The 24187-nt window shown below is 55.1% G+C and carries 21 protein-coding genes and 1 pseudogene; 11 read left to right on the top strand and 11 right to left on the bottom strand.

Annotation, left to right across the window (positions count from 1 at the left end):
• Positions 1-77: 77 nt before the first annotated feature.
• The 9 genes and pseudogenes from E1H13_RS17695 to E1H13_RS17660 all read right to left on the bottom strand — a co-directional run.
• Positions 78-566 (bottom strand): annotated as a pseudogene (locus E1H13_RS17695) (SLC13 family permease); the annotation flags it as partial.
• Between the two features lie 70 nt (positions 567-636).
• Positions 637-2505, bottom strand: coding sequence for an ABC transporter ATP-binding protein (locus tag E1H13_RS17690; RefSeq protein ID WP_169615093.1), 1869 nt, complete (start codon positions 2503-2505; stop codon positions 637-639).
• Complete coding sequence (locus E1H13_RS17685; protein ID WP_206070646.1) at positions 2505-3473, bottom strand: ABC transporter ATP-binding protein; 969 nt, start codon at positions 3471-3473, stop codon at positions 2505-2507. Before E1H13_RS17685 ends, E1H13_RS17690 begins: the two co-directional genes overlap by 1 nt.
• Complete coding sequence (locus E1H13_RS17680) at positions 3466-4437, bottom strand: ABC transporter ATP-binding protein (RefSeq protein WP_169615091.1); 972 nt, start codon at positions 4435-4437, stop codon at positions 3466-3468. Before E1H13_RS17680 ends, E1H13_RS17685 begins: the two co-directional genes overlap by 8 nt.
• Before the next feature lie 9 nt (positions 4438-4446).
• A complete protein-coding gene (locus E1H13_RS27725; RefSeq protein ID WP_347404181.1) occupies positions 4447-5076 on the bottom strand; it encodes a TonB-dependent receptor in 630 nt (209 codons plus the stop codon).
• Positions 4998-6779: a TonB-dependent receptor gene (locus tag E1H13_RS27720; RefSeq protein WP_169615089.1), complete on the bottom strand. Its 1782-nt coding sequence runs from the start codon at positions 6777-6779 to the stop codon at positions 4998-5000. Before E1H13_RS27720 ends, E1H13_RS27725 begins: the two co-directional genes overlap by 79 nt.
• Before the next feature lie 186 nt (positions 6780-6965).
• Complete coding sequence (locus E1H13_RS17670) at positions 6966-7892, bottom strand: FTR1 family protein (protein WP_169615087.1); 927 nt, start codon at positions 7890-7892, stop codon at positions 6966-6968.
• A gap of 153 nt (positions 7893-8045) precedes the next feature.
• Positions 8046-9344, bottom strand: coding sequence for a HAMP domain-containing sensor histidine kinase (locus E1H13_RS17665; protein WP_169615085.1), 1299 nt, complete (start codon positions 9342-9344; stop codon positions 8046-8048).
• Positions 9332-10018, bottom strand: a complete 687-nt coding sequence (locus E1H13_RS17660; RefSeq protein ID WP_169615083.1) for a response regulator transcription factor — start codon at positions 10016-10018, stop codon at positions 9332-9334. The genes E1H13_RS17665 and E1H13_RS17660 overlap by 13 nt, the downstream gene beginning before the upstream one ends.
• A gap of 175 nt (positions 10019-10193) precedes the next feature.
• Between E1H13_RS17660 and E1H13_RS17655 the strand changes: the two genes are divergently transcribed.
• The 9 genes from E1H13_RS17655 (at position 10194) to E1H13_RS17615 (ending at position 18965) form a co-directional block, all read left to right on the top strand.
• Positions 10194-10577, top strand: coding sequence for a hypothetical protein (locus tag E1H13_RS17655; protein WP_169615081.1), 384 nt, complete (start codon positions 10194-10196; stop codon positions 10575-10577).
• Positions 10578-10999: 422 nt separating this feature from the next.
• Entirely contained in the window at positions 11000-12001 is a 1002-nt protein-coding gene (locus tag E1H13_RS17650; RefSeq protein WP_169615079.1) for a hypothetical protein, read from the top strand.
• Between the two features lie 43 nt (positions 12002-12044).
• Complete coding sequence (locus E1H13_RS17645) at positions 12045-13190, top strand: hypothetical protein (RefSeq protein WP_169615077.1); 1146 nt, start codon at positions 12045-12047, stop codon at positions 13188-13190.
• Between the two features lie 332 nt (positions 13191-13522).
• Complete coding sequence (locus E1H13_RS17640; protein ID WP_169615075.1) at positions 13523-14704, top strand: citrate synthase; 1182 nt, start codon at positions 13523-13525, stop codon at positions 14702-14704.
• 299 nt (positions 14705-15003) lie between these two features.
• Positions 15004-16122 carry an NADH-quinone oxidoreductase subunit NuoH gene (nuoH, locus tag E1H13_RS17635; RefSeq protein ID WP_169615073.1) on the top strand — a complete coding sequence of 373 codons (1119 nt, stop codon included), beginning with the start codon at positions 15004-15006 and terminating at the stop codon, positions 16120-16122.
• Between the two features lie 68 nt (positions 16123-16190).
• Complete coding sequence (gene ndhI, locus E1H13_RS17630) at positions 16191-16808, top strand: NAD(P)H-quinone oxidoreductase subunit I (RefSeq protein WP_240966706.1); 618 nt, start codon at positions 16191-16193, stop codon at positions 16806-16808.
• A gap of 157 nt (positions 16809-16965) precedes the next feature.
• The gene (locus tag E1H13_RS17625; protein ID WP_169615069.1) at positions 16966-17586 is read left to right on the top strand and encodes an NADH-quinone oxidoreductase subunit J; all 621 of its coding nucleotides are present in this window, start codon (positions 16966-16968) and stop codon (positions 17584-17586) included.
• 145 nt (positions 17587-17731) lie between these two features.
• The gene (gene nuoK / locus E1H13_RS17620) at positions 17732-18037 is read left to right on the top strand and encodes an NADH-quinone oxidoreductase subunit NuoK (protein ID WP_169615067.1); all 306 of its coding nucleotides are present in this window, start codon (positions 17732-17734) and stop codon (positions 18035-18037) included.
• A 7-nt stretch (positions 18038-18044) separates the two neighbouring features.
• The gene (locus tag E1H13_RS17615) at positions 18045-18965 is read left to right on the top strand and encodes an NAD(+) kinase (RefSeq protein ID WP_169615065.1); all 921 of its coding nucleotides are present in this window, start codon (positions 18045-18047) and stop codon (positions 18963-18965) included.
• Positions 18966-19471: 506 nt separating this feature from the next.
• Here the strand turns inward: E1H13_RS17615 and E1H13_RS17610 are convergent.
• Positions 19472-19756: a hypothetical protein gene (locus tag E1H13_RS17610; RefSeq protein WP_169615063.1), complete on the bottom strand. Its 285-nt coding sequence runs from the start codon at positions 19754-19756 to the stop codon at positions 19472-19474.
• A 160-nt stretch (positions 19757-19916) separates the two neighbouring features.
• Positions 19917-21446 carry a peptidase S10 gene (locus tag E1H13_RS17605; RefSeq protein WP_169615061.1) on the bottom strand — a complete coding sequence of 510 codons (1530 nt, stop codon included), beginning with the start codon at positions 21444-21446 and terminating at the stop codon, positions 19917-19919.
• A gap of 182 nt (positions 21447-21628) precedes the next feature.
• Between E1H13_RS17605 and E1H13_RS17600 the strand changes: the two genes are divergently transcribed.
• Positions 21629-22489 (top strand): DUF1361 domain-containing protein, encoded by an 861-nt coding sequence (locus E1H13_RS17600; protein ID WP_169615058.1) that lies wholly within the window; start codon positions 21629-21631, stop codon positions 22487-22489.
• A gap of 138 nt (positions 22490-22627) precedes the next feature.
• On the top strand, positions 22628-24160 hold the full coding sequence (locus tag E1H13_RS17595; RefSeq protein WP_169615056.1) for an AAA family ATPase: 1533 nt from the start codon (positions 22628-22630) through the stop codon (positions 24158-24160).
• Positions 24161-24187 lie beyond the last annotated feature (27 nt).

The following is a 24187-nucleotide window of genomic DNA, read 5'->3' as shown; positions in this document are numbered from 1 at the left end:
TGACGTCGGCTATTCCTAGCGCTGTACTACCCGCCAAAATAGTTGTCGTCACCCGCCAAAGTAATTGTCATCTAATAGTTTTGCGGATTTCCACTGAGGGTTGCTACAGAGCCGATATTGGTGGCTCCGGCGATCGCCAGCAGGTAAGGAACCGGGTTGAGCTTCAGCGACCGAGTTAACTGTACTGTCAGAGGAGTGCTCACCAGCGCCAACGTGTCATTTAAGAAAAGTGCCGACAATATGCCTGTGCCCACGGTTAGCAACCCCAATAGGCCCAGGGGACTGCGCGTGAACCGTAGCAGGTACAGCAGTGCCAGCTTGAAGAACCCCGCATAGGACAGGTACGCATTGACCACCATCATGCTGAGTAAAAACACGATGGTATTAGCATCGATCGCCCGCCAGGCTTCATCCAGACTGAGGGTGCCTAGGGCGATCAACACCGCCGAGCTGACCAGCGCAATGGTGGCGCGATTCATCCGTAACCCAGGCACATAGCCGATCCCCAGAGCCAGATAGCTTACCCCCAAGACCGCGATTTGTATCCCCGTCAGCACATCGATCATCAGATGGTAATTTCCCGCTTTTGTACTTATCTCAGTAGCAATTATGCCTGTGTAGAAGACCTGACAGCGTCTACGCTGTGGCCCGTACCCCCTTATTAACAATGCCTAGATCAGATGCTGAAGGGTCGGCCACAAAAAATTGTCCTTGACACAAATCGGCATAACGTCCCTGTCGAGCAAGTAACGCTACATGGGTTCCCATTTCTACGATCTGCCCATGTTCTAGGACTACGATACAGTCAGCTTTTTGTACAGTGGATAGCCGATGGGCGATAACGAGGCAGGTGCGATCGCCGCCTGAGTTCGGCTCTCCATGCATCAGCCGATCTAGAGCTGCCTGAATCAGTGCCTCCGATTCGGTATCGAGGGACGAGGTAGCCTCGTCCAGGATCAGAAAGGCGGGATCTTTGACCAGGGCACGGGCGATCGCCAGGCGCTGTCGCTGGCCCCCAGACAGCTTTACTCCCCGTTCGCCAATCAGGGTGTCGTACCCCTGGGGCAGGGCCGTAATGAACTCGTGGGCATGGGCCGCCCGAGCGGCGACTTCGATGGTTTCGTCGGTGACGCCGGGTTTGCCATAGGCAATGTTGTCTCGCACGGTGCCGTAGATCAGCAGGGTTTCTTGGGAAACAATGCCCATCTGGCGACGGAGAGAATTAAAGGTCAGATCGCGTAAATCATAGCCATCCATCAAAATACGGCCCTTCTGGGGGTCATAGAATCGGGTGGCGAGACTGGCGATGGTGCTCTTGCCTGCCCCAGAGGGGCCAACCAGTGCCACCGTGGTGCCCGGCTGGATCTCTAGGCTGAACTGCTGGAGCACCGGCTGACCGGGGCTGTAGGCAAAGTCTACGGACTCAAACTTGAGGTTTCCCTGCACGGGGGGCAACTCCAGGGCGTCGGGTTTTTCCTGAATGTCGGGTTCGGTATCCAGCGTCTCAAACAGGCGCTCGCAGGCGGCAGCGGCCTTTTGTAGCGCGTGCATTAACTTGCTAAATTTTTTAGCGGGTTGGTTGACCTGGCCTAGATAGGCTAAAAACGCCGTCATTTCGCCAATGGTGAGCCGCCCCCGCATTACCTCCCAGGCGCCATAGACCAGCACAATCACATAACCCAGGTAGTTCATAAAATCAATCACCGGAGAAAACGCCGACCACAGCTTCACCACCCGCACGTTGGCCTCCAGGTTTTGCTGGTTGTAGTCAGAGAATCGATCGATTTCGTAGCCCTCGTTGGCGCAGGCTTTGATCACCTTCATATTAGTCAGGGTTTCTTGCAGGTGGTTGCTCACCTCAGCCCCCTGCTCCCGCGCCTGGCGGTAAGCCCCCCGCATGCGGGTGCCAAATAGCTGGGTCAGCCCCACCATTATGGGTAGGGTGGCCAAAATCATCAGGGTCAGCGACCAGTCGGCATAAAACAGGTAAGTAACGACCGCTGAGAAAGTCACGATCTCAGCAATCAGCTCAGCAGCGTCGGCGGTAATCAGGGTTTGCAGCGAATCGACATCCTGGGTGAGGCGGGCCATCAGTGCCCCGGTGCGCTGGTTCTCGAAGTAGCCCAGGGACAGTTTTTGCAAATGCTGGTACAGGTCATTGCGCAACTGGTAGATGGTGCGCTGCCCCACCAGGGCCAGGCTATAGCTTTTGAGGAAATTAAAGGTACCCAGGAGCAGGGCGATCGCTACAATGCTCAGCCCCACCCAAATCAGCAGATCAAACCGCTGGGCCGGAATCAAGGTATCGATCACATAGCGGGTGATCTGAGGAATCAGCACCTGCAAAAGCGACACCCCAACAATGCTGATAAACCCCATCACCAGCCCTCCCCGATGCTGAAACACATAGCCCAGCAGCCGTCCATAGAGCTGAAACACCGACGCCTCGGTCTGTAGCGTCACCGGGTCGCGCTCCGCTATCTTGCGAATCATGTTGGCTTGCATTAGTTCATCTTCTCCATACCTAAAGCGATCGCGCGATCGGGCTGCAAAACCCGCAGCAGGGCGGGGTAGGCTTCGCGGCCTTTGTTGTACACCTTGCCGATGTCGCCCATGGGCTTCGAGAGCAGATTGAGGTTAACGGCAAACAGGGCCAGATCGCCAGCGCGCACCTCTTCGGGCAGCAGGCCAATATCCCATAGGGAGGCGAGAAAAATCACCGCCAGCAGCCCGACCCAGGCCAGCAGGTCGATCAGCACCTCTGAGCCTTTCTTAAAAAACTCCAGTCGAATGGTGCGCTGAAAGAAGGTTTCCTGGTGGGCGAACAGCCGCAGGCGGTTAACTTCATCGGTGGAGGCGGCAATTTGCCCCTGGAGCCGCAGCATATCGAGGCTGAGGCGCTGAATCCAGTGGCCGAAGGCCAGCACAATCAGCACCGGGGGCAGGACGGCCAAGACCAGAGCGGGCAGCCATTCGGGGGCCAGGCTAAGCTGCCACACCAGCACAGAGACCACCCCGGCTACAATCTTCCAGGCGTCTTTGTAGAGAATATCCATGCCGCCCTTGGCCTGGTCGCAGTCGTAGAGCAGGCGGGCAATGTCCTGGGCTCCCCGTTCTTGGTGGCGGCGCTCTAGGTAGGTGCGCTGGAGGGCAATGATCAGACGCAGGTCATAGATTTTGTTGAGTACCTTATCGCCAAATTTAATCAGCCCCAGGCCCACTAGTACGCCGCCAAACACCAGTACGTAGCTAACCAGAGAGTCTTCTAGGGCGGTGCTGTCATCCTGGAGCTGGTTGACGAAGTTGCGGCCTAGCAAGGCCAGACTCGGCTCTAGGGAGACGCTGAGCACCGTGGAACCAATGGAAAGGCTGAGCCAGAGGGGGTGGCGCAGTAGTACCTGCACCATGTCTTTGAATAGAGACAAGAGCTGGCTCCATTGGGGGTGCTGTACCAGGCCCATAAAATTACCCATGAACACCTCCTTTGGGTAGGGGAGCCGCCTCAGGTTGAAGCACCCGCAGCACCGCCGGGTAGCTCTCTCGCCCTTTGTTGTAGACCTTGACGATTTCCCCTAAGGGCTTAGAAAGTAGATTCAGGTTGACGGCAAATAGGGCTAGATCTCCGGCGGTAATCTCCTGGGGCAAAATATTTAGATTGACCACCAACGCTAGGATGGCCAGCAGCAGGAGGCCAAACCAGGTGAGCAAATCCATCATCACCTCGGCTCCGGCCTTGAGGGCTTCGAGGCGCACGCCATAGCGAAAGAACGACTCCTGGTGGCGAAACAGCTGGAGCTGGCGATCGCGGCCTGTAGACCCGGCAATTTGTCCTTGCAAGCCCAAAATTTCCAGGCTGGCCTGCTGAATCCAGCGGCCAAACAGTAGCACCAGGGCCATGGGGGGCACCACCGTCAGCAGCAGGGCGGGCAGCCACTGGGGGGCCAGACTCAGCTGCCACACCACCACCGACAACGTTTGGGACACAATCTTCCAGGAGTCTTTATAGATAATGTCGAGGCCCCGTTTGGCTTGCTCGGTGTCATAGAGCAGCCGAGAGACATCTTCGGCCCCCCGAGATGCGCCCCGGCGCTCTAAATAGGCCCGCTGCAGCACAATAATCAGCCGACTTTCGTAGACCTTATTGAGAATTTGATTGCCGAACTTAATCACGGCCAAACCAGTAATCACCCCGCCAAACACCAGGGCATAATTCAAGAGCGAGCCTTGCAGGGCGGTGTCTTGCCCCTGTAAATCATCCACAAAGGATTTACCCATCCAGGCCAGGCTAGGCTCTAGGGCGGCGTGGACAATGGTGGAGGCAATGGAGAGCAGCAGCCACAGAGGCTGACTCAAAATCACCTGCATTACCTCCCGGCCTAAAACCAACCAGGGTTTTAGGCGGCGGCGCAGTCGTTGCCAACGGCGGGGCCAGATCATCGTAGTTTCCTAAAATTGCCAGGACAGGTTAAGGCCGATGATGCGATCGGCCCGCTGGAAGTCGGTTTGGGTGCTTTGCAGCACACCGTTTTCTAGCACCCGCCGAGGTCGGCTATTTTCAATGCCCAGCAGGTTCCGACCGTAGAGGGTCAGAGCTAGGGTGTCGATGGGGCGCCAGGTGAGGTAACCATCCAGGGTGCCCTCGGGTTCGACAAAGCGCTCTTGGAGAATGTCGCCACTCTGTTGGGTAAAGGCAATTTGAGGCACATAGCGGTAGTTGAGCCCAACGCTGAAGGCGTTGCTGGGCAAGGTGTAGTCGAACCCCAGGTTGAACAGGTAGGCGGGCTGTTCGTTGAAGGGGCGGGTTTCGCCGGTGGTGATGTCGTCTACCGCTGAGTTCAGCCAGGAGACATTGCCCAGCAAGGTTAATCCGGGTAGGCCGATGAAGTCTAGTTCGCTGCGGCCATCGAGTTCAACGCCGTAGGTACGGGCCGAACCAATGTTGACCGGACGCTGCAGGAACCGACCGCTGATTGGGTCTTGGCTGAGTTGACTTTCAATTAGGTTGTCGATGGTGCGCCAAAAACCGTTGAGGCCCAACAGGCCAGAGCCGTTGGCGATTTGTTGCTCGACGCCAATGTCAATGCCCCAGGCGGTTTGGGGGCGCAGGTCGGGGTTGCCCACCTGGTCGGGCTGGCCCAGATCACCCCGACCAGGTGGGCAAAGGGCACCAGGTCACCAAAGCTGGGTCGAGCCACCGTGCGCGCCACCCCAGCCCGCAGCACGGTATTGGGGGTGGCCTGAAAGCGGTAGCTGAGGGAGGGGTTAATCTGGGTGTTGCTCTGGCTGCCGCTGCGGTCGTCGCTGGCGATCGCGGTGGTATAGACCTGCTCTAGGCGCACCCCAGCCAGCAGGGTGTGGTTGGGGGCCAGGGTCCATTCGTCCTGGATAAAGGCATTGATCTGGGTTTCGTCGATGCCAAAGATGTTGTTGGGCACCGGCTCGTCGTTTTGAATGCGGTCGGCGTTGCGATCGCGAAAGCTGCCATTTACCCCCAGGGTGAGCCGGTGCTGGTCACTCACCTGCCAATCCAGCCGGGCACTGGCGATCCAGTCGGTTTCGGTGGTGCTGTCTCGCTGCTCTGTCCGAGATTCCTGAGGCGTGCCCACCGTACCGACCCCAGCATTGTTAAAATTGGTGTCCGTACGCACTTCCCGCTCTTCTTTGTTGGTTGTACTGTCCAGGCCTTGGACCAGCAGACCAACCTCTAGGGTGCTGTCGGCACCGAGTTCCCGCTGCCAGCGAGTTCCCACCCGCCAGTTAAGCACCCGGCTGTTTTCATCGTTTAGACGTATACGCTCTCGCTGGCGCTGGAGTGTGCCGTTGTTGCGAAAGGTGAACTGGGTAATATTGCGCTCCACATCCCGATACTCTTCGGTGGCCAGCAGCAGCCCTTCAAAATGCAAGGTGTCTTGGGGCGACACCTGCCACTCCAGGCGGGGGGAAAAGCTATAGTCAAAAAAGTCTTTGATGTCGTCTTCAACGTCGGTTTGGGTCAATACGCCATCGGCGTCCCGATCCTGCCGGTCTTTAAACTTGACCGAGCCCCGGCTGCCGATCGCTCCATTCAGCAAAAAGCTGAGGTTGCCATCGCGATCGCCGTAGAGAAACTCCAGGTTGCCGTAGGGACCCCGACTCTCTAGGGTGCTGCCGCCCACGTTAATTTGGCCCACTCGTTCCTGGGGCGATCGCAGCACCAAATTGACCGTACCACCAATGCCCGAGGCATCCTGGGCTGCGGTGGGGGTGCGGATAATTTCAACACTTTCAATCAGGTTAGTGGGGATAGTGTTGAGGGGCACCTGGCGATCGTTGCGATCGGGGGATAGGCGCTGGCCATCAATCAGCACCTGGGTAAAGCCGTTGGGCAACCCCCGCAAGCGAATGTCGCGGTTTTCGTCGAAGGGGCCACCAAAGGTGACACTGGGCTGCTGCCGCAGCACGTCGCCAATCATCGGAAATTGAAACCGCTCAATGGCATCGCGATCGAGGATCAACTGTTGGTTGGGGGATTCAAAGCGCAGTTGCTCAGGGCTCAACCCCTCCCCCGTAACCTGAATGCGCAGACCAGATCCATCCTCTGCAACTTGGGCGATGGACGCCCCGGCAGCACGTGTCTCTCTATCCTCAGGTACTAAATCAGTGGCCGCCGTGGATATGCCCTCAGTAGCCAGGGTTAAGGACGCCTCTGGCAGGGCGATCGCCTCTGGCTCCGCACTAACTGGGGCCACCAGGGCCAAACTAGCTACTCCTACACCCACTAACGTAATCATCAATTTCATCGTCATACCTCTATAGAAGACATCAACATCGGTGGTCTTCTCCTCTCGTGGAATGTTGGGGGGATGGGGCAAGGGAAAGACGGTAGACGGTAAAGGGTGCAAGGTTTACGGTGCACGGTGCACGGCCCGCACCGTAGACCGCAAACCGCAAACCGTAGACCGCAAACCGCAAACCGCAAACCGCATCTAAACCTGCTCTTTGACCCGAACCACCGCCGTATCAGGCGGCGTCAAACTACGGAAGTACAGTCCGCCCACGGTAGCCAAAAACAGGGCATAGGCCAGAACCTGAATGCCGTAGAGCCGCTCGCGGTAGCCAAACAGGGTTTTGAGCACAATGCCGGGAAACTGGCGATCGGGCAGCAGGTCGTGACCATTCCATACCAGCGGGCCGAGCAGACAGGATCTTCCGACTGACCAACATAGGCTGGCCATCTCAGGGTGCAGCTCGACCCAGGCCACCGCTGCCGCATCCAGATGGCGCAGGGCCGAAATCACCAGTCCCGCCACAATCAGCAGCAAAAATATGCCCATCACCTGAAAAAACCGCTTCAGGTCAATGCGCACGCCCCAGCGAAACAGCAGCAGGCCAATCAGCACCGCGCCGCCCAGCCCGGCCCCGGCCCCAGCAATGGGAATCCAGCCCTGCTGAAACTTGGCGGCCAAAAAAATGACGGTTTCAAAGCCTTCCCGCAACACAGCGGTGGCTACTAGGGTAAAGACCCCCCAGGCGGCGGCCCGGTTCTGGGTGAGGGCCGACTGTACAGTGCCCTCAATCTCAGCTTTGAGGGTGCGGGCCTGGCGGGTCATCCAAATGAGCATCCAGCTCAGCATGACGATCGCCACCACCCCAAGCCCCATTTCCAACAGCTGACGGCCCAACACCGCCTGGGGGCTAGAGCCTTGCCCTACCCGCTGAAGTAACCTTACCAACCCAATGCCTAAAATCACACTGCCCCCCAGGCCAGCACCAATGCCTAAATACACCGAAGACACCAGTTGGGGCTGCTTAGCCTGTCGCAAACAAGCCAACACAATTCCTACCACCAGGGCCGCTTCTACCCCCTCACGCAGGGTGACTAAAAATGTAGGAATGGCAGGACTCCAATCCATGACTTATCTCCTTAGGAAAATGGGAAACATACAAGGCAACCAGGCCCTAAGACCGGATGCTGTTAGAGCTATTCGCTGGTCCTTAGTGCTCTGCGACATCGCATGGTGAACTCTCCAATTTTTCAAGGTTTCTAGAGAGTTTGGCGGATGAATCTAACGAAAATCTAACAGGGGGCTGGTTAGGGGCAGGGCTAACTCAAAAAAGAGCATATTTTCAGCGGCACTGCAGGCTGTGATATCGCCGCCATGGGCTTGGGCAATTTGTTGGGCGATCGCTAGGCCCAGGCCATATCCTTCCTTAGACTGGGCCAAAGGATCGCGGTAAAACTGCTCAAACAGGTGGGGCAGCGAGTCTGGGGCTAGGGTACCGGTGTTGATCACTTGCATGTGTGCCCAGCCCCCCTGGGTCGCTAGAATAAGCTTGATTTTGCCACTGGCAGGGGTGTACTTGAGGGCGTTATCGGTCAAGTTCAACAGGGCCTGGTGCAGCAGATCCACATTGGCAGCCACCCAAACGGGCTGGTGCGGTAGCTCACAGGTCAAACCAATCCCTCGGTTCGCGGCTAGGGCTTCACAATCCCAGGCTAATTCCTGGATCAGCTCCCGCAAGTCTAAGGAACGGAGCTGATCTCGACTCAATTGTCCGGCCTGACGAGCTAAAAACAACAGATCGCTAACCATCTGGTCCATGGTTTTAATGATGGTGGCTACCCGCCCTAGCCGCCAGCGTTCGGTCGCCACCTCGTCGGTACCCAAGACCAGTTGTACATGGCTTAGGATCTGGGCTAAGGGGGTGCGAAGCTCGTGGGATGCATGACTGGTAAAGCGTTGTAGCCGCTGATGTGCCTGCTGCAATGGAGCCATAGCTAAGCCCCCCAGCCACCATCCCGCCAGGGCAATGGTCCCCAGGGCACAGGGCACCCCCAGGGTTAACCAAAACCGTTGCCGGGCTAGCTGCTGCTGCACTGGGGTTAATACAGCGGCCACCTGTAAGTAGCCAATTAAGGTGTCGTCCTGACGTACCGGTAGGGTAATCTGCCGATGCCGCAAGCTTGAATCAGTTGCTTCGTTGTCAATCTGGAGGGTTTCAAACCCCAGTCTCTGAACCTGGGGATGGGTGGGAGGGTGGCGGACGAAACGAACCAGGTTGCCCTGAGCATCGTACCAGCGAGCATAGGCAATGTCATGATCTAACGGCAGGGTATTGCTGCCCAGTACCGGGACATCGTCGAGCTTGATGCGCCGTTTGCCCCGGTGGATGCCGTAGTGAATGCCCGAGGCCATCATTCGAGCTTTACTTTCTAATTCGGCATCAAAGGCTAATAAATGATCGCGCGCACTCAGCCCATACATCGCTGCTGCAAAGAGTACCAAAATGCTGCCCATGGAGGCCGTGAACCCCCAGGCCAGCGTAAAGCGGCTACGGCCATAGAGATCTATCATTGCCGGCATTGCCGGGCCTCGATTAGGCGATATCCGGCTCCGTAGACCGTTTCAATCCACCCCTGTACACCAATACTTTGAAGTCGTTGCCGCAACCGCCGCACCTGCACCGTTACTGCGTTATGGCCCAGTTCTACCTCCCAGTTCCACAGGGCTTGCTCGATTTGATCACGACTGAGGATCTGACGGGGATGGCGGAGAAAGTACTCCAAGAGCTGTGCCTCACGGTTGGAGATCTGGCATTGCTGGCCTTGATAGCTAAGGGTTAGGGTGCCTAGATGCAACCGTAGATTTCCTAAGGATAGATAATCGTCCTGCCAATGACAGACCCGCCGCCCCAAGGCTCTCACCCGGGCCAACAGTTCTGGAAGATCAACCGGCTTAGTCACATAGTCATCTGCCCCGGCATCTAGCCCTGTCACTTTATCAGTGCTACTATCCCGTGCTGTCAGCATCAAAATCGGAGTTGTTTTGCCCCCACGACGATGCTGCTGGCATAGGCTCAGTCCACTGCCTTCGGGTAACATCCAGTCCAGCACTAGCAGGTCGTAGTTACGCTCCGACAGCAGCCAGGTCGCTGTAGCAAAGGTGTCGGCAGCGTCGACACTGTGACCCGCCCGTCCTAAGGCTGTATTGAGAATTTCTCTCAGCTCATGATTATCTTCAACGACTAGTATTTTCATTGCTATGCAGAATCAAAGCCCTCGTCTCAGAGAAAAGCAGGGAGAATCTAAGGATTATTATTTTATATTATTAGTTATCATTCTCGATAGAAGGCTTGTAATGATATCTCTATCCCCGCGACGGGTTCAAAGATTTGTCCGTTCTCTTGGCCTCAGTGCTCAGGTCCCAAGAGCCTTGAACCATCAGTTACAACGTCCTCAGGTCTACCGTTACCTGGCCCTAGGGTTACCGATTCCACTCGTTGCGCTAGTATTCTGGTTCGGGGGCCAGCTGCTGACTCAGCATTTACTGGGCTATGCCTATGAGCTAGATCACAGTCTAAATGCCGATACCCTGGCCAAAATTCAAGTGCAGGCGGCCGTACTCGCCCTTGAGGTTGAAATTAAGCCTCATGTAGATTTCACCCTGGTTAGGGCAAAAACCACAGATTCAGCTCTCAAGGTTCTGGAGTTAGAGTTTCCGACCACTGATATCTCTGAGATAGAAGCGGCGATCGCCCAAGAGCTGAGTCTCAGCCCTGACATAGTTCGGCAGTTGGCCCACTATCAGCTGGAGTAAATGCGCTGGCATCGAGGAAAAACGGGGGATTGGATGTGCTGATCCGAGATACTTCATGCTGGCAGTTTTAATCATCAGACCCAGGCCACAGTTAGCCTGACGTCGGTTGCATCGTTTGCGAGGTCATTGCCAGTTCCTATCGCCCTCGGTATTGTTTTGTGATCACTCCCTCGGTGGGTATGCCCTGCCTTCGGCCTACAGGATGGTAAGTCTTCTCTTAAGAATTATTACTCGATCGATTGATTTAGGTGGATCAGTCTGTCTTTGCTGCGCGAAGGGAACCCTAATCGGTACAATTCAGGCGGTGTTAGCCCGATGCCATCCACTGGGGTTAAAAACCCAAGGCGATGTGGGCTAACCTATTTCATCTGACCGAGTCGTTGATTGACCGCCATCGTCGTGTTGGCCCAAGGAGTGTACCGTTGAGCAAGTCGTCTACCTCTGCTGCTGCCACATCATTATCCACCCCCATTTTGGTTGGGGCTTGCATTGCCTGGGGCATCGTTACCCTGCTGTTTTTCTTGCTGTTCAGTTCTCCTGGGGACGATGGCACCCAGCCCACCTGGTTTTTAGCTGGCATCAACTTGCTAGAAATGGGAGCCTTTTTTCTGGCAGCGCTGTTGTGCTTTCGCAACTGGCGCAGTACTCAAATTGTCAGTGGCCGCAGCGTTTGGTTTTGGATTGGGGTGGGGCTGTTGCTCTACGCCATTGGCATTGCTTTATTCTTTATCTGGGGAACTGTTTGGGGGTTGGATCCCGCTGTTTCCCTGGGGGATTTCTTCTTCATTCTGAGTTATGTCTTTTTAGCGGTAGGCATGTTCAAAGCCGTGTTGCCCCGCCGCCTCAACCTAGATATTTCCCAGTGGCTGATTATTGTCGGTATTGGTTTGGCCGGAATCCTGCTCGCCATTTTCGTGAATTTGGGTGCCGCTGAAGCCGCCCCTGAACCAATAACTGGGGCCCTATCGAGCAACGTCTATCTCAGCCAGACTGACCCGGCTGTAGTACCAGAAGACCCGGCCCCCGATGTAGAGCAGCCGCCTGAACCGATTGTGGTGGCTGATGAGGTAACAGCACCCAGTTGGGTAATGGCCTTAGACCAGCGGCTAGAGCCTCTGTCCGATATTGTTGGCGTCCTGTATCTAATTGGGGATATGGTGCTGCTCGTGATTGCTGGTACTCTGCTGGTAGCGTTCTGGGGGGGGCGCTATTCCCAGTCCTGGAAGCTGATTGCGATCGCAGCGCTTTGCCTTTACGTGGCCGATATGTTCTTCGCCTACTCGGTTAACACCGACACCTACGTAGAAGGCCACCTGTGGGAGGTGTTTTGGACCTTTTCAGCGGTTTTCTTTGGCCTTGGAGCCGTGGTCGAACATTCCGTTTCTGTGAATTCTCGTCGGAGTTCCCGTCGTCGGAGGGGGTAAGGCGCTTTAAGATATTAAATGGCATTGTTGCGAGACCCACTGCATGGCACCGAAAAAGCTGACCGAGGCAGACAAAACGTCTATCTTGAGCCTATACCGCCAGCCCGAGGAAACCACCTCGACGCTGGCAGATCGCTATGGGGTTAGCAATAGCACCATTAGTCGGCTACTCAAAGCCAGTTTGCCAGAGGCAGAATACAGTGCCTTGATCCAGCAAAAACGAGGTGCTGGGGATAAGGGTGACAGTTCAGGGGGGCAGCCCAGTCAGGCGCAGCCTAAAGACAAAAAGTCCGCCAAGGCAAAATCTACCAAGCCAAAATCTACCAAGCCAAAATCTACCAAGCCAAAATCTACCAAGCGAGTCGATACCCCTCAGCCAGCCAGCCCAGCCCCAGAGCCTCAGGGGAGCGACTCTGATTCAATCGACCCGGTCGACAAGAAAGCTTCCCCTGTCCTGAAAAAGCAGGCGGCCGCAGCTCCTGAGGAAACAACGGAGAGTTCTACGGCAACAGCAGAAACCACGTCATCCCCATCAAATCGGCGGCGGCGATCGCGCTCGGCGACGGCCAAGGACGCCCAGGCAGAAGACGCCACCCAGTTGACCTTCCCCGAGACCGACCCAGCGACCACCGAGGAAACTCCGGCTGAATCATCCCCCCGTCCAGAACGCCCCATCTTGAAGTCAGCCTCGACCAAACGCGAGGAGGATGACACGCCAATAGATCCCGTCGATTCTGGCTGGGTCGATGACGATGGCCGCAGCCCAGTCCTGGATGACGACTACGATGATGACTACGATGATGACGAAGACGACACCGAAACCTGGGAGGGTGATGACACTGCTGCTACCCCCCACCTAGAGGCCCTAGAAATTAACCCCTTGACCACTCAGGTGCTCCCTTCCCTGTGCTACCTAGTGGTCGAGCGCTCCTCCTCTGAATTGGTGGCGTTACCCCTGCGCACCTTTGCCGATCTAGGCCAAATTCCTGAGGATGAAGGAGAATCCCGCACATTGCCCGTGTTTGACAATCATCGGGTTGCCCGGCGATTTTCCCGCCGTAACCAGCGGGTGATCAAGGTGCCTGATGGATCCCTGCTCCAGACCGCTAGTCCTTACTTACAGGCAAAAGGTATTACCCGCCTATTGATTGATGGACAGGTGTTTGCCTTAGAAAGTCAGAGCAACTAGTGGGTTGTCAAACCAGAGGTGACTGGTCAACAGGGTCTACGGTTCACGGTCTACGGTTCGCCTTAAACCACATACCGTAAATCGTGAACCCTAGTTCGCAGAACCCGCCATGATCAGAATAGATTGACTGAGCGATAGGGCTAGGATCGTGTTGACCGCTGCGATGCCCGATGTCATCGGGTATTCTTTGCAGGTTTCTCAGTAAGGTAATCTGAGCCCAGCCCAATTTTGTGGGGAAATCGCTAAGGGGAACAAACAATTTGGTAGCGTTGATGACGGCGGGGCTCTCATCCCCCTTGGAATCATGAATCAGCGAATGGGAGCAATGATCTATGACCGTATGTGAGTACAGACCTGGCCTGGAAGGCGTACCGGCCACCCAGTCAAGCATCAGCTTTGTGGATGGCCAGGCGGGCATCCTGGAATATCGCGGCATTAATATCGAAGAACTAGCCCAGCGCAGTACATTCCTAGAAACATCGTACCTATTGATTTGGGGAGGGCTACCCTCCAAGAGCGAACTGGCCGCCTTCGAGCATGAAATCCGCTATCATCGCCGCCTCAAGTATCGGATTCGGGACATGATGAAATGTTTTCCTGAAAGTGGCCATCCGATGGATGCGCTACAGGCCTGTGCAGCAGCCCTAGGTTTGTTCTATTCCCGTCGCGCCCTGGATAATCCAGTCTATATTCAGCAGGCCGTAGTGCGGCTGCTAGCCAAAATTCCCACCATGGTGGCCGCCTTTCAGCTGATGCGCAAAGGCAATGACCCCGTCCAGCCCCGGGATGATCTGGACTACGCCGCTAACTTTCTCTACATGTTAAACGAGCGGGAGCCCGATCCCCTGGCGGCTCGTATTTTTGATATTTGCCTCACCCTCCACGCTGAACACACCATTAACGCCTCCACTTTTTCAGCCATGGTGACCGCCTCTACCCTAACCGATCCCTATGCGGTGATCGCATCAGCGGTGGGCACCCTGGCTGGCCCCCTGCATGGTGGAGCTAACGAAGAGGTGATCGAGATGCTGCAACAGATTGGCTCGGTGGACAATGTCCGCCCCTTTGTGGAGCGGTGCATTGCCGAGAAGTCTAAAATTATGGGCTTTGGCCACCGGGTATACAAGGTGAAAGATCCCCGGGCCACCATTTTGCAGAAACTAGCTGAGCAGCTGTTTGAAAAATTTGGTCAGGATGAGTACTACGCCATTGCCTTAGAAATGGAGCAGGTGGTGTCTGAAAAGCTGGGCCATAAAGGGATTTACCCGAATGTCGACTTCTATTCCGGGCTGGTGTACCGCAAGCTAGGGATTCCTGTGGACCTGTTTACCCCTGTGTTTGCCATCTCCCGGGTGGCGGGTTGGTTGGCCCACTGGAAAGAGCAAATTGGCGAAAATCGCATCTTTAGGCCTACGCAAATTTACACAGGCCCCCGCAACCAAACCTACGTCGATATCGCCGATCGCCCCCAAATTTGGGACAAGCAGGGCTTTCAAATGGCCGTACCCTCCTGATGGGTCACACCCCCCTGGGCACTTATACGGAAAGGGGAGATCATAAGTCTAGTGACGATTTTCAGGAACTCCTGCCCCTCCAGTGTTTTACTGGGGGGCTTTTATTTGGGCCTGAAGTGGGAGCTTGAAGTAGGAGCCGCTCCAACAGTACCTAGATCATTGTTATGGTATCCGTTTTAACCTAGATGGGCAGTTCAATGGGCGATCGCGATCGGAATCTATCGCAAGTTTGCTGGGATACACCCTTTCCGCTCAGGACTTAGGTTAAAGTGAATAGCGATGCTGCGAAAGGCTGATAGATGAATCAAGGAATCGACCTACAGGGTAGCTTTATCAGGGCCATGGTTGACCTGGGGTTTTCCCCCGGCGTTGCCAAAACCCTCTGGTTGCCATTGCCCATGGGGGTAATTTTGGTGGCAGCCACCGTCAGTATTTTCGTCACCGTCTGGCTAGAGCGTAAAATTTCGGCCGCAGCGCAGCAGCGCATTGGCCCAGAGTATGCCGGCCCCTTAGGCACTCTGCAAGCCGCCGCTGACGGCATCAAGCTGATCTTTAAAGAAGACATCACCCCCGCCAAAGCCGATCCTTGGCTGTTCACCCTCGGTCCAGCGATTGTCGTTATCCCCGTGTTTCTGTCATTTCTGATTGTGCCTTTTGGCCAGAACATGGTGATCACCGACATTGGCGTCGGCATATTCCTCTGGATTGCCCTGTCCAGCATTGCCCCCATCGGCCTGTTGATGGCTGGCTACTCTTCCAACAACAAGTACTCGTTGTTAGGGGGGCTGCGGGCGGCGGCTCAATCGATTAGCTACGAGATCCCCATGGCTCTGGCGGTTCTGGCGGTGGTGTTGATGTCCAATAGTCTCAGCACCATTGACATTGTGAATCAGCAGTCTGGCTATGGCATCTTGGGATGGAATATTTGGCGGCAGCCCGCTGGCTTTTTAATTTTCTGGATCGCGGCCCTGGCTGAATGTGAGCGACTTCCCTTTGACTTGCCCGAAGCCGAAGAGGAACTCGTGGCAGGTTACCAGACCGAGTACACCGGCATGAAGTTTGGCCTGTTTTACGTGGGTTCCTATGTCAACCTTGTGCTATCAGCGCTAATTGTTTCTATCCTGTACTTAGGGGGTTGGGAGTTTCCGGTATCGGTGACCTGGATTTCGGGCCTGCTAGGCATCAGCGAAACGACCCCCTGGTTACAGGTGATCACAGCCGCGATTGGCATTATGATGACCGTCTTCAAGGCCTATGCCTTGGTGTTTATCGCCATCCTGCTGCGTTGGACGGTACCCCGGGTACGGATTGACCAACTGCTTGACTTCGGCTGGAAATTCCTGCTGCCTGTTTCATTGGTGAATCTACTGCTCACCGCTGCCCTCAAGCTTACCTTTCCCGTGGCCTTTGGCGGCTGACCCTCCCTGGTCGCGATCGCTTTCAACTACCCTAATGATTCTGTAGAACTCTGGAGGTTAACCCGATGCTGGGTTTTCTAAAACAAGTCGGCGACTATGCCAAAGAAAGCTTCCAGGCGGCTAAATACATTGGCCAGGGGCTATCGGTTACCTTCGACCATATGAGTCGTCGTCCAGTCACGGTTCAGTACCCCTACGAGAAGTTAATTCCCTCGGAGCGGTATCGGGGCCGGATTCACTTCGAATTTGACAAGTGTATTTCCTGTGAAGTCTGTGTGCGCGTCTGCCCGATCAACTTACCTGTGGTGGATTGGGAGTTTGACAAGGCCAGTAAGAAAAAGAACCTCAAGCACTACAGTATCGACTTTGGGGTCTGTATATTTTGTGGTAATTGTGTGGAATACTGCCCCACAAACTGCTTGTCGATGACAGAAGAGTATGAGCTAGCGTCTTACGATCGCCACGAACTAAATTATGACAACGTGGCTCTAGGCCGCTTACCCTACAAGGTCACCCAAGATCCGATGGTGACCCCCCTGCGGGAGCTAGCCTACTTACCCAAGGGTGTCCTGGATCCTCACGATCTACCGGCCAACTCTCGACGGGCTGGCCAGCTGCCCCAGGAAATTCTAGATGCCATGCCTCAGGAGCCCGAAGCGGCTGAGTCGAAAGAGGCAAAGGACTAGCTTGAAGGTGACGCTCAAACCGTGTCCTACTGAGTGGTGGGCATTGCCCACCCTACGAAAGCGAGGATCTGCTTGCTCGAAAATCACCTAAGGACTAATCTGAGTTGGTTCTGCCCGTTATTTAGATTGCACTGTTTGTGAACTAGGAGTCCAAGTTGTGACGTTATCGGAAGGGGTTCAGCTGGTTGCCTTCGGCTTGCTAGCGATCATGATGCTGGGAGGCGCCTTAGGGGTTGTCCTGCTTGAGAATATTGTTTATTCTGCCTTTTTGCTGGGGGGCGTGTTTCTCAGCATGTCTGGCATGTTCATTTTGCTCAATGCCGGATTCGTAGCTGCTGCCCAAGTACTGGTGTATGTAGGCGCAGTGAGCGTCCTAATTTTATTTGGGATCATGCTGGTAAATAAACAGCAACCTTTTTTGCCGGTTAAGTCCGCTTGGGTGGGTAAAGCCGCTACCGGAGCAGTCTGTGCCGGTTTGTTTGCCCTCCTAACGGCTACGGTATTCAAGACTTCCTGGGCCTTCTCCCCTGAAATGCCAGTGGGTGACCAGGCAATTGTGGAAATCGGCAAGCATTTCTTCACCGACTATCTATTAGCCTTCGAGCTAGCGTCGGTACTTCTGTTGATTGCCTTGATTGGGGCCATTGTCTTAGCCCGCCGCGAGCTGATCCCGGATACCCTACCCGGTGAAGATGAGTCAGAAGCTTTGCAATTGCCCGAGCGTCCCCGGCAGTTGGTCTCTTCAGTTGCCGCGAATACCTCAGATTCTGACGCATAGCCTTGGCACCGGCTATGCTGTAACGGCAGCCTGACTCCGACCCTTTGAGTGTTGCCCCTGGCTGACTCGCCACAGGCATCAGATTGATACCCGGTAGTTCTAGCTATTTTCCGGTTTGACCCATTAGCCCTGAATCCATCACCCCATGCAACTAGAGTATTTTTTACTAACCGCAGCGGCCCTCTTCTGTATTGGTGTCTATGGACTTGTCACCAGCCGTAATGTGATTCGGGTCCTGATGTCCATTGAGCTAATGCTGAATGCGGTCAACCTGAATCTCATGGCCTTCTCTAATTACCTAGACCCGGTGGGGGTCAATGGTCAGGTTTTTGCCGTGTTTGTAATTAGTATTGCCGCTGCCGAGTCGGCTGTGGGCTTGGCGATCGTTTTATCGATTTACCGCAACCGAGATACGGTAGATATGGAACAGTTCAATCTACTGAAGTGGTAGGGCTAATGTGCAGCTTAACCAAGTCATCATCGTCCATAAAGCCAGGAATCGCCTCAGTCAGCAGTGGGCTGAGACCTGTGCCCGTCAGTTAGAAACCCTGGGTATTAAGGTGTTACGTGGCCCCAGCGGCCCCAAGGACAACCCTTACCCTGTGTTTTTGGCCTCCGTTAGCCAGCCGATTGACCTGGCCGTGGTCTTTGGTGGCGATGGCACGGCCCTGACCGCAGCCCGCCACCTGGCTCCAGAAGGTATCCCCATTTTGGCGGTCAATATTGGGGGACATCTCGGGTTTTTGACCGAAAGTTCGGAGCAAATGGATGACACCGAGGCGGTGTGGCAGCGGTTGTTGAATGATCAATTCGCGGTGCAGCGGCGGATGATGCTGCAAGCTCAGATTTTTGAGGGCAACCGCATTAACCGAGAGCCTGTGAGTGATCCATTCATTGCCCTGAACGAGATGGCTGTGAAGCCCGCCTCGCCCGACCGCATGATCACCTCCATTCTCGAAATGGAAATCGATGGCGAGGTGGTGGATCAGTACCAGGGGGATGGGCTCTTAATCAGCACGCCCACTGGGTCTACGGGGTATACCGTGGCGGCGGGGGGGCCGATTATTCACCCCGGCATGGATGCGATTGTGGTCACGCCCATCTGTCCGTTGAGTCTGTCTAGCCGCCCGATTGTTTTGCCCCCGGGTTCGGTGGTGAGTGTGTGGCCCCTGGCAGACCCTGACCTGAGTACGAAGCTGTGGACCGACGGGATTATGGGTACCGCTATTTGGCCGGGGCAACGGGTGGATGTCAGCATTGCCGAACATATGACCCAGTTTATTATTTTGCGGCAAGATTACTCGTACTACGGCACCCTGCGCAATAAGCTCAACTGGGCCGGTACCCGGATTAGCTATGCTAATAATCATCGTAATTAAAAGGCATAGCGGTTGAACATCGATGTGATGGGTGGACTCACGCTAGTATTTGCTGCCTTAGGGGCGATTGGGGCTGTAGGGTTAGCATTCAAGGGATCATTCTCCTGGCTGACCGGAGGGCGATTGCTATTGAGTGTAGTCATCGGTTTAGGGGCAGTACCGCTATCTACCCTGTTTTGGTTACGGTGTTTGGCTCCTAAGACTTTACAGTCCCAGGAGGTCTTGGCCTATCTAAATCTGTATCTACCGTTATGGGTATGGATCGGTGGGATTACCGGAGCCTGGTCCATGGCTTTAGGCCGTAGCTCTTGTTCCTATAGAGTTCAGGCTGGCTGGATTCAGGCTCTCGCCTTAGGTGGTAGCTGTTTCCTGACAGGCCTAATTTCTTTGGGAGGGTTAGCGTTGCTAGGCCGTCCCATGTTTGGCGCAGTAGCGATCACCAGCGGTATACTCGGTCCTGGGCTGGTCCATGGGACCTTAGCTTGGGGCTTCAAGGAGAACATTTCCTAAGTTCGGCGATCGCGCTGAATGTCATAAATCGCCTTTTCCCAACACCACTGCTGACTGTGGTTGGGGTTGCGCAGTTGCACCTGTTCCACCAGTCGCTCGGCCACCGCTCGATTGCCCCCCACCAGGCGCAGCAGTTGACGCTGGGTCTGACTGCGCACCGACTGACTGGATCCGGTGGGGCTTAGCGATCGCGATCGCCAGCGTTTTGAGCCTTGATAGCGCCTGAGCCAGAAAAAAATACCGACAATCAGGGCGATCGCAAGTAGTAGCGCTAAATCCATTACACCGACTGGGCCGTATGACTCCCTAGAACAACACAACTCTATCTTCTGTTTTACCCAAAAAGCTGGGGGGCTAACAGCACGGACGACCGCCACAGAATGGCCGGTTTAATGACCGGTTTTCTGTTTTCGTTCTTTTATTTTCGTTCTTGAGCCATGCCTATGCCACCGCCTGCTGATAAAACTCCTTCATTTCGGCCTGCCACTGCTGCCGCGACGACTCCCAGGTGTAGAACATGTGGCCTCCCCTAAAGTGACGCAGGGTTAGGTTGGCGGCAATGGCCGGGTTGAGGTGCATCAAGTTGGCCAAGAAATTGGATGAAAAATAGGGCGTCACCAAGTCAAAAATACCGTGGGAAATGTACACCTGCATATGGGGGTTCAAGGTCATGCCAATCCGCAGATCATCTGCCGAGCCGACAAACCCCTGCTTAAAGGGACTGGTGTCGGCTAGAAACCGCCAGGCCCTAAACACGTCCATACTCAGCAGGTTGTAAGTTAAGGGAGTTTCAACCCCCAGGGTGGTGCGCAAATGGCTGTTGATCGCCCCGGTAAACAGCCGATCTAGCCCTTCCAGGGTGGGGTCTGTGCCTTCGCTTAGTAGCCGATCTGGGAAAGGGTCAATCGCCACCACTGAAGCATCGTAGAGACCCAGGATGCGTTCTTGATCCCGCAGGAGTTCGCGGGCAAAAATCGAGATATCAATCCGGCCCCGATGCCGTTGGACCACCTCCAGGGGCAACCCAACCAAGTCAGCCAGCTGACCATAGACCCGCTGGCGATCGGGCTCAGCCATCAGCGTCCCCATGGCCAAAAACGGCAGATAAGTCTCTCGGACAAACGTCTCCGCCTGGGCTGCCTGGGCCTCAGGAGAGGTGTCTTCAGCCAGTCGTCCGTGATGGGCCGCCGCCGCCGCCATGGAGGGTAGCGCTGTCGCCCAGCCACTGAGAGTGTAGTCGCTACCCCACAGCAACTCAAATTCCATCACCGGGGAAATTAAAATCGCACCACAGAGGCCAACACCATAATCCTGTTGTAGCTTGCGGGCCAGTTTCGCCACTCGAAAGCCGCCATAGCTCTCCCCAGCAATGAACACCGGGGACAACCAGCGGTGGTTACGGGACAGATAGCCCTGAATGAATTCCCCCAGGGCATTGAGATCCCGCTCCACCTCCCAAAATTTTTTCGCCTGCTCTGGGTCAGGCTTCTCCCCATTCTCGGCAGATTTATCCGTTTGATTACGGGTTTTCTCCCCTTTGTCTGATTTGTCCTGGTCTGATTTGTCCTGGTTAGGCTGGGTGCGGCTAAAGCCTGTGCCGAGAGGATCAATAAACACCAAATCAGTGAAACCCAGCCAGGTCTCACCGTTATCCACCACCGTGACTGGCGGCCTGGGTAGACTGCCGTCGGGGTTAAACGCCACTCGCTTAGGCCCTAAAGCCCCCATGTGCAGATAGGCAGAAGCCGCCCCAGGCCCGCCATTAAAGACAAAGGTAATTGGTCGCGTGGCTGGCTCCTGCCCAGAGACGGTGTAAGCCACATGAAAAAGCTGGGCAATGGGTTTATCGTTTTCGTAAAGGGGTTGCCATCCGGCGGTAGCGGTATAGGCCAGGTCTCCCTGGGGCGTACTTAAACTATGTTCAGTGGTTTGGCCGGGGCGAGGGAACGATGGTTGCGGAGTGTCTGGCATTGTGGAACATCTGGGACAGTATCTTTATCTTAGTGCCCTATTCCCAGCGCACCGCCTGGTCATCAGCATATGAAGTTTATGGAAACTGCCTTGAAGAGTTGTCCTGATTTTCAGGTTCAAGGTTTAGATTGGGTTAAGCCATGCGGCACAGTGTATTGTCTTAGGGTTTTGTCTTAGGGCTTATGGGTTCTCTACTCTCGCAGGTGTCTACTGCCTTTTCCAATGCCTACAGTGGTTGGATTCTGTGGAATCTGTTTTTGGCCTTTATTCCACTGCTGCTCAGTTTTTGGTTGTTTCGCCCCAAGGCCATTCCAAAACCAGGGTTATGGATCAGTTTGGTGGTGATGGCGGTGATTGGGGTTGTGGGCTTCTGGCCCAGAATACCTCGCACCGTGCGATCGCTGTCTAGCACCTTAGCCGACGCCGCCAACGGCAGTGGGGTGGCCCAACTCAGGCTGTTGGGCATCGTCGGTGTGATCGGCATGCTCTTAATCATCAGCGTATTAGTCATCAAAAATCCCCAGCTACCGAAAGGGTGGTTATGGTGGGTGGGCTTATTTGCCTTTATTGCTTTCTTGCCCAACGCCCCCTATGTGCTGACGGATATTGTTCATCTGATTCGCGGCATCAGCTCTGGGCGCATGCCCGCTTGGGTGATTGCCCTAGCCTTTGTCCCCGTTCACCTAACCGCTATTTTGCTGGGGTTCGAAGCCTACGTCATTTCCATTCTGAACCTGGGCCATTACCTAAAACAAATCGGGGCCAGAACGTTAATCTTGCCCGCAGAACTGGCGATTCATGCCCTGTCAGCCATAGGGATTTATCTAGGGCGCTTTCTCCGCTTTAACAGTTGGGATGTGGTAATTGAACCCACTAGCGTGTTAGTGGATACGCTAAATGTGCTAACCTCACGCCGTCCAGCAGCGGTGATCGTAGTCACATTTTTGGTCCTCACGGTGCTCTACTGGCTAATGAAACAGGTCACCCTGGGACTGAAGCTACGGATTGAGTATGCCCGTAAGGGTATAGATGCCTTTTCCTAAGTGGGTACATTTAAGTGGGCACATTAGCGTTATACCGGGTTCAACTCGGGACCTGAATGTTCCCCAGGCAAAACGCCAGGTCTGGACTCGGAGGTGGTTTAGATGATGAATGTTTATCCGTAAGCCCGATTAGCGCCTATGTCTTTAAAAGAAAGTGTGCAGCATTTCCAAACCCTGGTGGTATCATTTCACCCGGTGATTGTGATCGATACCCTCGAAGAAGAACGGGTACAGGGGTTGATTGGTGCCGCCTGCACTGACTTACAGATGGCTGTATTTGACTGGAGCATTGCTCAAGGGCTGATGCGATCGCCCGAAAGCCCCCAAAATCGCTGGCAAAATGAATACGCCCCCCCTGGGGCAAAACGGAGCCAGGCGCTGGATAAAACCACTGAGCCTCTGGATATGCTGCGCCATATCCAAGAGATCAGCTTTAAGGCGATTTACTGGCTGAAGGATTTCGCTCGCCACCTGAAAGATCCCGTGGTGGCTCGTCAGTTTCGGGAAGTGGCTAACCAGTTTTCCCACAACCGGTCCACCCTGGTGATTAGCGGTAGTGGCCACAGTTTGCCCCCTGAAGTGGCCCACGACAGTGTCTATTTTGATCTTAAACTGCCCCAGCCCGAGGAGTTGTATGGGGCGGTATCTGATGTGGTGCGTGCCCTCAAGGGACGGGTCAAAGTCGAGCTTACCCCCGAAGATATCCATGCCCTGGTTAAGGCCCTGCAAGGGATGACCCTGGCCCAAACCCGCAAAGTGGTCTCCTATGCCGCCCTCCACGATGGCAGACTAGGCCCTGAGGATGTGAAGCGAGTATTGGAGCGCAAGGCCCGGGTGATCCACGAGGAAGGCCTGTTAGACTACTTTCCCTCCGAAACCAACCTGGCTGAATTGGGAGGATTTGCCGGCCTCAAGCGCTGGCTCAACTGCGCTAAGGTTGGCTTTACCCCCCAGGCTCGTCAGTTTAACCTACCGGCCCCCAAGGGGATTTTGATTGTGGGCATCCAGGGGTGTGGCAAATCCCTAGCGGCTAAGACCATTGCCCGTCAATGGCAGCTGCCGTTGCTGAAGCTGGATGCCGGTCGGCTCTACGACAAGTACATTGGCGAGTCCGACAAGAATTTTCGCCGGGCCGTTACCCTGGCTGAAACCATGGCCCCCTGCATTCTGTGGATTGATGAAATTGAAAAAAGTATGGGCCAGTCCAGCAGCGATGCCGATGGAGGGCTGAGTCGGCGGTTATTTGGCTACTTCTTGACCTGGTTGCAGGAAAAATCCCACGAAATTTTTGTAGTGGCAACCGCCAATGACCTTTCTGCCATTCCCCCAGAACTGCTGCGCAAGGGCCGGTTTGACGAAATCTTTTTCGTCGACTTGCCCGAGGCCGATGAGCGAGAGAATATTTTGACGATTCACCTGGGGCGGCGTCAGCAGGGGCTAGCAGCCTACGATATGGCCGCCCTGGTGGCCGCCACCGAAGGGTTTAGTGGGGCAGAAATTGAGCAGGCGATTATTACCGCCCACTACCGGGCCTTGTACGAACGTCAACCGGCGAGTACAGCGTTACTGCTAGAGGAAATCAAACGGACAGTACCCTTGTCGATTACTCGCCGAGAAGACATTCAGCGGCTGCGGGCGGTAGCCCGCGAGCGGTTTGTGCCAGTGCGATGATTAGTTGCCGCTGACACCCCCTAGAGC

Origin of the sequence: Nodosilinea sp. P-1105 (genome assembly GCF_012911975.1) — a bacterium.
GTDB lineage: Bacteria > Cyanobacteriota > Cyanobacteriia > Phormidesmidales > Phormidesmidaceae > Nodosilinea.
Note: the sequence above shows the minus strand (reverse complement) of the source record. Positions and strands in the feature narration are given on the sequence as shown.